Consider the following 9578-nt stretch of genomic DNA (forward strand, 5'->3'; position numbering starts at 1 on the left):
TTCTAAGAAAACAAGGAGGATTTCTATGGCAAAGGTATTAACCATCGGCGAAGCCATGGGCCTGCTCATTGCTGACCGGCCCGGCGATTTGGCCGAAGTGGAGCGATTTTCCCGCCACGTCTGCGGAGCCGAATTAAATTACGCCGTCGGCATGGCCCGCTTAGGTCATGACGTATCCTATATTTCCAAGGTCGGCGGCGACCCCTTCGGCCGCAGCATCCGGGCCTTTTTGAAAGACAACGGAATCCATACGGACTATGTGCAGACCGACGAAGCTCACATGACGGGCTTTCAGATGAAGGAACGGGTCCTGGAAGGCGACCCGGCCGTGGCGAACATCCGCAAGTACACGGCCTTCTCCTTCATGACGCCTGACGACCTGCAGGGCATCTGCTGGGACGGCGTGACCCACGTCCATACGACGGGCATTCCCCTGGCTGTGTCGGAATCGTGCCGCCAGACCGTCGTGGCCCTTATGAAGGAAGCCCGCCGCCGCGGCGTGTCCGTTTCCTTCGATACGAACCTGCGGCCCATGCTCTGGCCTGATACAGAAACCATGGCCAGGGTTATCAACGACGCTGCCCAGTACGCCGATATCGTCATGCCCGGCCTCAGCGAAGGCAAGATACTGACCGGGCTGGCCGATGAAAAGGCCGTCGCCGGCTATTATCTGGAACGGGGCGCGAAGCTCGTCGTCATCAAGCTGGGCGGCAGCAGCGGCACGTACGTCGCCGGCAGCGAAGGCGGGCAGTACGTACCGAGCTACCGCGTAGACCATGTCGTCGATACGGTCGGAGCCGGAGACGGCTTTGCCGTCGGCTTTACCAGCGCCTGGCTGGAAGGCTTGTCTATGGAAGAAGCGGCCCGCCGGGGCGCCGCCGTCGGGGCCATGGTCATCCAGGTCGCCGGCGACAACGAAGGCTTGCCGACAAGAGAGCAGCTGGCGGCGTTCCAAAACGAACAGGCAGAATAGCAGATTGAACTACACCAAAACGGGTTGAGGAACGACATGTCCTCGGCCCGTTTTTTGGGTTATGCCGAGGCTTGTTTTGTATACTTTAATACACAATCGTTTTACTTTACAAAAGGATTTACGTAGTCTATAATGAAGAACAAAACATCATATTTTATCAATATGAGCGGAAAATTATGAAACGCGTTCTGCCCCTGCGCCTGGATCAGGCTGCCTCGGCGGGATTTGCGTCATGAGGAGGTTTTACTATGGAATATCGTATTCGCCGGGCTCTGCAGGGCATGGTGCGGCACAGCTACCTGAAGGACGAGGAGACGGCTCTGGAGAAGGATATTATCGACTGCTCCCTGGGCATCAACCCCTGCGGCGTCACGCCGAAGCTGACGAAGGACATGTACGCGGCGACCTTCGACATCTTGGCCAGCTATCCGGCTCATCCCTACGTGGAAACGCGGCGGCATATCTGCGAGTATTTTTCCGACGTGGCGTCGCTGGACGTCGGCCAACTCAGCATGCAGAACGGCTCCATGAGCGCCCTGCGGGCTGTCAACTCCATCTTTCTGGAAGACGGGACGCGGGTCCTCGCTCCCCAGCCCTGCTTTTCGTCGTATACGACGGACGCCCGGGCCTGCGGAGCCGAAGTCGACGTCGTGCCCCTGCGGGAAGAGGATCATTTTGCCTTCCCTGTAGAAGAATACGTCGCGGCCATCCGCGAAGATCACCGCCTGGCTTACCTGGACAACCCCAACAACCCGACGGGGCAGGCCCTGTCCATTGCCGACCTGCGGCGGATTTTGACGGCGGCCCGGGAAAAAGGTGTCCTCGTCCTCGTCGACGAAGCCTACGGCGACTTTTTGGACAAATCCGAATCGGCCCTGTCCCTTCTCGATGAATTCGACAACCTCATCGTGACCCGGACCTTTTCCAAGGGCTTCGGCTTAGGAGCCCTGCGGGCCGGCTACATCGCCGTTCCCAAGGCCATGGCCGATATTCTGGAAGCCTTCGGCGGCGAGATGAACCTGACGACGCCGGCGGCGGCCATGATCCCCGTCGTGTTGTCCGACCCGGCCTTCCTGGCCTATTCGCGGGATCTCATCGCCCAGAACAATCAGAGGCTCATCAGCGGACTGCAGGTGCTCAAGACGTCGGCGACGCGGGACGACGTGCCTATTACGCTGTTCTATACGGATCAGGACGTCGATTTGGGAGCCTTGTTCTGGAAATACGGCATCCGCGTGGAAAACGGCGTCGACTTCGAAGGCATCGGCAAGCGCCACGTCCGCCTGCGCGTGCCTCAGGACATTACGGAATTAGCGCGCCGCTTAGAGCGCATCGAAGCGGAACTGCAGGCGGCGCGATAAAGGAGAGATGGATATGAATCAAGACAGCAACACAAAAGTCAGCCTGCGCAACGTCGTCATTTTCGCCGGCGCTTACTGCGCCTTCAGCATCGGGTCGGGCTATGCGACGGGCCAGGAAATCCTCCAGTTCTTCGGAGCCTTCGGCCCTCAGGGCATCATCGGCTGCTTCGTCAGCATGCTCATCTTCGCCTTTCTGGGCGGGGCCCTCATGCAGAAGGGCTACGATTTGAAGCTGAAATACCACACCCAGGTCTTTCACTACTACTGCGGCAAGTACATCGGCACGTTTTTGGAATGGGTTACGATCTTATTTTTATTCAGCGTCGTGTCGATCATGATCGCCGGCACGGGAGCTGTGGCCTCGGAATACTTTGCCCTGCCCGGCGACGTGGGCAGCGTGTTTATGGCTCTCCTGTGCATCCTGTCCATCCTGCTGGGCCTGATGCGCCTGGCCGACGTCATCGGCTCCATGGGTCCGGTCATCATCTTCTTTACCATCGGCATCGGCATCCTGACAGTCCTCAACGCCAATACGGACTGGGCCAAGGGCTGGGACATCCTGTACGACCTGCGTTCGACGAAATCCTGGTGGTTCTCGACGTACGATTTCCTCGATTCGGCCTGGTTCAGCGGCGTCCTGTACGCTTCCTGCATGGTCTTCGGCTCCATCCCCTTCCTGACGGGGCTGGGCGGCAAGGCCAACAGCCGGCGGGAAGCCTTCCTCGGCGGGTTCCTCGGCGGCGTAGCCCTGATGATCGCCAGCGCCCTCATGATGGCGGCCATGCTCTGCTTCCCGGCAGAAGTGGCAAAGCTTCAGGTTCCCAACCTGTTTTTGGCCCAGCAGTTCGCCCCGGCCCTGGCCCTCATCTTCTCGGTCATCCTGCTCCTCGGCATTTACAGCACGGCGGCTCCCATGTTCTGGGTCGTCATCAACAAGCTGGAGCAGTGGATGCCCAACAAGACCGTCAAGATGGTCGTGACCGTCGTCCTGGGCGTCGTGGCCTACTTCGGCGCCCAGATCGGCTTCGGCAAGCTCATCGGCTTCCTCTATCCCCTGATGGGACAGGTCGGCGTGCTCATGATCGTCGTCGTCCTGGTCAAGGTATTCATCCTGAAGGACAACAAAGACCCCGGCTTGGAACGGGAAGAATGACGTCTCCTGCCCTCTTGCCTCTGCGGCAAGGGGGTATTTTTCGTCAAAGTACAGAAAGAGGACGCATTTTTTGTATCGGTATACATCATTTTTTTAGCCAATGCATTTCAAATTGAAGCCGTAATATGGTAGAATATGAAGTATGGTAATTTTTTAGATACAGGGGACGCCAATGGAACAGTTACGATTACTGGAAAAAGAGCCGCGGGAAAACGTGCGGGAATACGCCTACCGCGTGTTGTACGATAACATCATGAATCTGCATCTGGTGCCTGGGACGGCCATGTCGGAACAGGAGCTGTCGACGATGCTGTCCGTCAGCCGGACTCCCGTGCGGGAGGCCTTTATCCGCCTGTCCCAGAAGGGCCTTCTCGACGTATTGCCCCAGCGGGGGACCTTCGTGTCTAAGATCAATACGGAGCAGCTGGCAGAATTCCGCTTTCTGCGGGTGACCATGGAGACGGCTGTCGTCGCCCTGGCCTGCCGGGAGTTTCCCGAAGAATACATGTGGAAGCTCCAGCAATGCCTGAAGGAGCAGGAGCTGTACCTGCGCCGCCGCGACGTCAACGGCTTTTTCGCCAGCGACAACCAGACCCACAGCATCCTGTACCAGGGCTGCGGCAAGCCGCATATCTGGCAGATCATCGAAAGCTCTACGGCCGACTACATGCGGGCCCGCGTGCTGAACATCGCCGCGGCGGCCGAGCAGATGAACATTCTCTACAGCCAGCATCAGGCCCTGGCGGAAGCCATCCTGCGCCACGACGCCCAGCGCGGCGTAGCCATTATGGAAGAACATATCAACAAGGGCATCATCGACGTGGAAGTGCTGCGCAAGCAGTATCCCGATTACTTTAAATAATGCATGGACTCTCCCTGCCGGACGATTCGGCAGGGAGTTTTTTTGTTATCGGCGAAAATCCGTTTGGAAATCGCCGCCATACGGCGAAATACAGGGAGAATTACCAAGAATATACCGGCGTATACGGCGCAGGGATGTTCCGCCCCGTCGGCGTCATTATGCCGATTTCCTTGACCATACCCGCTGCGACACATCGGAACCGTTACGCGTAACGTCTTATCTTTTCTTTTTTATTTTTACTTTCTTTTTTTGTATACAGCTATCAATACATAGAACGAAGCGTGTTTTTACAGCGGACAGGTATGCTGAATCTGCATGATTGAAGGGGAAATAAATGCTCCCTTCCCTGTCCCATATACAGTAGCGAGCAAAGACGGCCCCAGGGCGGGCGGAAAGGAGCAGCCCATGAAGAAGCTGCGGTGGTTTCAGACAAAGGTCGGGTTGTTTCAGGACCCGCGCATGATGTATCTGTTGAGTCAACCCAGCGGCGACTCCTACTTCGTCATCTGGTTTTACCTGAAGGACCTGGCCGGCATGGTCAACGACGACGGATATATCTACGTAGCCAAGGGGCAGGCCGTGACGACGGCCTTGCTGGCTCGTCAGCTGCACCGCCGCCGGGCCTTTGTGGAAAAAGTCCTCGACGTGTTCGAGCAAATCGACCTCATCAGCCGCGACGAGACGGGCCTGATCCGCATCGTGCCATGGCATGAAATCCAGAGCTTTGACCGGGACGAGAAAAAACGCCGCGACGCCCGCGACCGCATGCGCCGCTACCGCCGTCGCAAGGCCGAAGGCGGTGAGGTGCGCTGCCATACGTCCGAAGCTCCGGCCGGAAGGGGCACAGCGGCGGAAGAATCTGTCTATGACCAGCACTGCGGCAGCGAAGACTATGCCCGGCCTTCGGCGCAGGCTGCCCCGGCGGGATACGTCTGCTCGGACGAGACGGCGGCAGAGGAAACGGTATCGGTCTGCCCAGTCGGCGGGCTCGTTCCCGTACGGGAAGAGGCTGGCCGTATGGCGTCCTCTTATGGCGACGGCGAAGCCCCTGCCGTATGGGACGACGCAGCTCCGACGGCAGCTCCTTGGCAGGACGAAGAACGCCCTGGCCTGCAGGATACGTGCGCCCACATAGCCGAGCCCGGCGGCAACAGCGGCATCGCGCCCGTATGGACTACGGCAGCCCAAAGAGGCTGCGGCGATCCGGCGAAGGCCCCGTCCCCTTCGGCAGGACGAGGCGCCTTGCGCTGCTATACGGCGGCCTTCGGCCAGATGAGCAGCCGCACGGCAGAGGAGCTGACCGACTTGGCCCGCTGCTGGGGCGACGAAGCGGTCTGCGCCGCCATAGACATTGCCAGGGACAACGGCGCGTCCGGCATTCGCTACATCCGGGCCGTCCTGGTCAACAGCGGCGGACGGCCGCGGCGAAGGGAGACGATGTATGAACGACGGGAGAAGGAATTTAATCAATACGTTGATACAATGCTTCGGCAAATCTGGGAATCCGACGGGGATGGCTGCTAGAATGCGCATCCTGAAGGACATGCTGCCGCCCATGACGGAGGATCAGGCCCGCGCCCTGGCGCGGCGCATACTGGAGGCACACCGCTTTGAGCCGTCCATTGCCGACGTACTCGCTCATTGGCGGGATATGGAACGCCGCCGCCGGCAGCAGGAAGGGGCAATCTATCTGGACGAGACACCGCCGCGGATTTCCCACGCCGAGAGGAAACGCCGCGCCGGCGAGCTGCGCCGCGTCCGGACGGCCCTCGGCCAGCGCCGCTCCGTGCCGGGTCTCGTCGTATCGGAGGGCCTGACGGCCTTTGCCCGGTCCTTTTTTCCCCACATGAGCGAGGAGCTCATCGAACGCAACAAAATGGAAATCGCCAACTGCCGGGCCGACCGGGAGCGGGAAGACCGCTGCGCCAGCCCCTACGTCACGATGATGGAGCTCGATGAGACGGGCTGCGTGACCCTGTACATGGCGAAGCGACCCAGAGAGGAGGATGCCCATGCAGAAGATCCTGCGCTTTTTGAGGTCTGTCGATAAACGGACCGTCGTCTTTATCATCCGCATACTGTATTTTCTGATTAGGAGGAACTATACCGATGAAAGTCTATCTCAATCCAGGCCACGACCGCCTGCTGGACAGCGGGGCGGTCAACGCCGCCCTGAACCTGCGCGAATGCGACCTGGCCTATGAACTGGCCGAGGCTGTCCAGGCTTATTTGGAGCGAAACGGCGTCGCCGTCGTCCTAGGGCAGTCCGACGATTTGTACGCTGTTTGCGGACAAGCCAACGCCGCCGAAGCGGACGTATTCGTGTCCCTTCATTTCAACGCCTTCAATAAGCGGGCTACAGGCACGGAAACCCTCATTTCCAATACGCCCCAAAGCCTGCTCCTGGGACACTGCATCCAGGCCAACGTCAAGGCCGTCCTCAACCTGCCCGACAGGGGGCTGAAAGAGCGGCCAGGCCTCTTCGTCCTGCGCAACACGGCCATGCCCGCCGTCGTGGTAGAAGTCTGCTTCATCGACAATGACTACGACATGCGCTGCTACGAGGCCCATAAGGACGAAACCGCCAGGGCCATTGCCGCAGGCATCATACAATATCCGGCCATGCGCGGCCAGGCCGCGGCGTAAGGAACCGTTATAACCATAAAGCGCCCCTTCCTATCGGTACGTGCCGACTGGAAACGGGCACTTTTTGCGTTGTTTATATCATGCTGCATCTTCATCAAAAACGATTGGCTGCGACATTGTATTTTGCAGCGATATTTTTTATACTAAGGATAAGAAAGGAGGGCTTAGACATGATGTATCCCTATATGACGCTGAACGACGGTACGGAAATTACGCATTCTCAACTGTTGGATCTGCAGCATGATGGCACGATAACCGTAGAAGTGCATTTTGAGCGGACTACGGATACGGGATTTGACAGCGCTAGATGTTTTCTTCCCAGCTATACCTGGCTGTATCATGAAGGGTTCAGCGCGGAAGAAATAAAGCGATTTGAACAATTTTTGAAGCGCAATGTCCATCTTTTCTTTAAATTTGCCGGTCAAGGAGGCATTTTCTGTGCCTAGTTTATTTAAAATTGGCGAATATATTAACAAGACGGGTTGGAGATCCTTTTCCGGCCCGTTTTGCGCAGGCGTTCTGCATTTTTGGTATAGGTCGTTTGTTGCCAAGGCGTATGTATGTTTGGTATAATCCAAGTAGAAGGAGGCGAGGCCGTGAAGCGAATTAAGGACTGGGAAGAGCTGACCATACAAGACAACTTTTTATTTCAAAAGGTCATGCGCAACAAGCGCCTGTGCCAGCATTTAATTGAGAAGATTCTGCAGATTAAGATCGCCGACATTACTTATCCCGATACGGAAAAGACCATCGACATCCGGCTGGACAGAAAAAGCGTGCGCCTGGACGTCTATGTCAAGGACGATACGGGGCGGGTATTCGATATTGAAATGCAGTGTACTGACGAAAAGGACAACGGCCTGGCCAAGCGGACGCGGTACTATCAGGCCATGATCGATATGGACGTCCTGGAAAAGGGCGACGATTATAGTATGCTGAACCCGGCGTATATCATCTTTATCTGCACCTTTGACGCCTTTGACCGGGGCCTGCCGATGTACACCTTTAGAAATCGCTGCGTAGAGCAGGATGGCATAGAGCTGAACGACGAGGCGACGAAAATATTTCTGAACAGCAAAGGCGACAGCGAGGCCCTCGACCCGGACGTGCGGGCGTTTTTGCGGTACGTCGACGGCAAGGCGGCCGAAGGGGTATTTGTACAAGAAGTAGATAAGGAAGTACGGCGCGTGAAGCAGCACGATGAAACGAGGCGAGAATATATGACGTTGGCAATGGAATTAAAGCGGCAGCGGCAGGAAGGTATTGCAGAAGGCCTTGCAGAAGGTATTGCAGAAGGCAGTGCAAACGAAAAGAAGAAAATAATAGTAACTATGCTGCAAAAGGGGCTATCTGTAGAATTTATTGCGGACTGTGTGCAGACGTCGGCAGAGTATATTATTGAATTGGGTAAAAAACAACATTTGTTATAACAGAGAGGCTGCTTGTGAAGGCAAGCAGCCTGTTTTTTATGCGGGCTTCTAGGCAGAAGAAAAAGGATGCAATGTCTTTTGGTACGATACGGTAATGGGGTGGAATGGTTTTAAGGAAATGTAATAAACATCGGGTCTCGTCATTTATTTTAGGGGTGGCTTTAAACCATATAGTGTATTTTTATCCATTAGACATTAAACACTTCGTTTCGCCTGAATGGAAGTTTTTTACATTGCACAACGAGCTGCAATCGAAAAACGGCCTGATTTACAGGTATTGCATACTATAGGGTATAAAGATGTGACGATAATATTTTAATATAGATTTAACGATTTATTCATAATTATTGGATTAGGGGATATTGCATTTGCCGATATAACATGCTAGACTAAAAAGTATATAGAAGGGGGTGAAACAGATGATCTCTAGCCGAAACGATTGGAATGGCATCGCAGGAGCGGACAAATTCCTGAAATTCCATACGGGGGGGGGGGTACCGTAGTGGTATAAATACTACCTCCTATACATGCTTTGGCGTATCGATGACCCGGCTTGGGGAATTCGTGCGTTCTTTTTCAGCGCCGTCCTTTGGGGGGTTCGTATACTCTGGCGATACCATGTTTTTCAGGCAGCATAGGTGTATGCTGTCTTTTTTGCGTGCCCGGAACTGCTTCGCCCGGCGCGCGCTCCGTGTGCTTGCTAGAGAATCCATAGGTTGCCTATGAAACGGAAAGCCATATGTCCCGTTTGCGGCAAAGAATTTGAAGCGGACCGAATCACGCAGAAATACTGCAGCAATTACTGCCGGCGCTACGCCCACCGGCACGGCGTAAACGATCACGGCCGGTCGTCGCGGAAAAAGGAAGCCCTGCGGACCTTTCACTGCCTGAAATGCGGCAAGCTGGTGCGGGTGACCGAGGCGACGGACTGGCGGACAAAATTCTGCTCGGCCCATTGCGAGCGGCTGTACTGGAAGCACTCGGAAAAAGTCAAATCCCAGACTATACGCCACGCCTTTCACTGCCGAAACTGCGGAACTTATGTGGAAATCACCGATCCCTACGACCGGCGAATCGCCTTTTGCAGCACCGCCTGCCGCCTGCGCTGGTTTTCCCTGCATCGAAGCAAAAAAGAACGCGTATTACCATAGCA

At 56.1% G+C, this 9578-nt stretch carries 11 protein-coding genes; all 11 read left to right on the top strand.

Translation table 11 applies throughout. The features are described 5' to 3' along the window. Nucleotides 1-25 precede the first annotated feature (25 nt). The 11 genes from DKB62_RS07125 to DKB62_RS07175 all read left to right on the top strand — a co-directional run bounded on the left by DKB62_RS07125 (nt 26) and on the right by DKB62_RS07175 (nt 9576). Nucleotides 26-973 (top strand): sugar kinase, encoded by a 948-nt coding sequence (locus tag DKB62_RS07125; protein ID WP_107196040.1) that lies wholly within the window; start codon nt 26-28, stop codon nt 971-973. 248 nt (nt 974-1221) lie between these two features. Next, on the top strand, nt 1222-2334 hold the full coding sequence (locus tag DKB62_RS07130) for a pyridoxal phosphate-dependent aminotransferase (RefSeq protein WP_107196041.1): 1113 nt from the start codon (nt 1222-1224) through the stop codon (nt 2332-2334). 13 nt (nt 2335-2347) lie between these two features. Further along, nucleotides 2348-3487: a YkvI family membrane protein gene (locus DKB62_RS07135; protein WP_107196042.1), complete on the top strand. Its 1140-nt coding sequence runs from the start codon at nt 2348-2350 to the stop codon at nt 3485-3487. Between the two features lie 172 nt (nt 3488-3659). Further along, nucleotides 3660-4349 (top strand): GntR family transcriptional regulator, encoded by a 690-nt coding sequence (locus tag DKB62_RS07140; protein ID WP_095629040.1) that lies wholly within the window; start codon nt 3660-3662, stop codon nt 4347-4349. Next, nucleotides 4349-4561: a hypothetical protein gene (locus DKB62_RS07145; protein ID WP_107196043.1), complete on the top strand. Its 213-nt coding sequence runs from the start codon at nt 4349-4351 to the stop codon at nt 4559-4561. Before DKB62_RS07140 ends, DKB62_RS07145 begins: the two co-directional genes overlap by 1 nt. Nucleotides 4562-4754: 193 nt before the next feature. After that, complete coding sequence (locus DKB62_RS07150) at nt 4755-5873, top strand: phage replisome organizer N-terminal domain-containing protein (protein ID WP_157949704.1); 1119 nt, start codon at nt 4755-4757, stop codon at nt 5871-5873. Nucleotide 5874: 1 nt separating this feature from the next. Continuing rightward, nucleotides 5875-6399, top strand: coding sequence for a hypothetical protein (locus DKB62_RS07155; RefSeq protein ID WP_107196045.1), 525 nt, complete (start codon nt 5875-5877; stop codon nt 6397-6399). Between the two features lie 59 nt (nt 6400-6458). Next, a complete protein-coding gene (locus DKB62_RS07160; protein WP_095629044.1) occupies nt 6459-6995 on the top strand; it encodes an N-acetylmuramoyl-L-alanine amidase family protein in 537 nt (178 codons plus the stop codon). 170 nt (nt 6996-7165) lie between these two features. Continuing rightward, nucleotides 7166-7441 carry a hypothetical protein gene (locus tag DKB62_RS07165; RefSeq protein ID WP_107196046.1) on the top strand — a complete coding sequence of 92 codons (276 nt, stop codon included), beginning with the start codon at nt 7166-7168 and terminating at the stop codon, nt 7439-7441. Nucleotides 7442-7591: 150 nt separating this feature from the next. Further along, nucleotides 7592-8425 (top strand): Rpn family recombination-promoting nuclease/putative transposase, encoded by an 834-nt coding sequence (locus DKB62_RS07170; RefSeq protein WP_157949706.1) that lies wholly within the window; start codon nt 7592-7594, stop codon nt 8423-8425. A gap of 722 nt (nt 8426-9147) precedes the next feature. Then, nucleotides 9148-9576, top strand: coding sequence for a hypothetical protein (locus DKB62_RS07175; RefSeq protein WP_107196048.1), 429 nt, complete (start codon nt 9148-9150; stop codon nt 9574-9576). Nucleotides 9577-9578 lie beyond the last annotated feature (2 nt).

Origin of the sequence: Megasphaera stantonii (genome assembly GCF_003367905.1) — a bacterium.
Lineage (GTDB): Bacteria > Bacillota > Negativicutes > Veillonellales > Megasphaeraceae > Megasphaera > Megasphaera stantonii.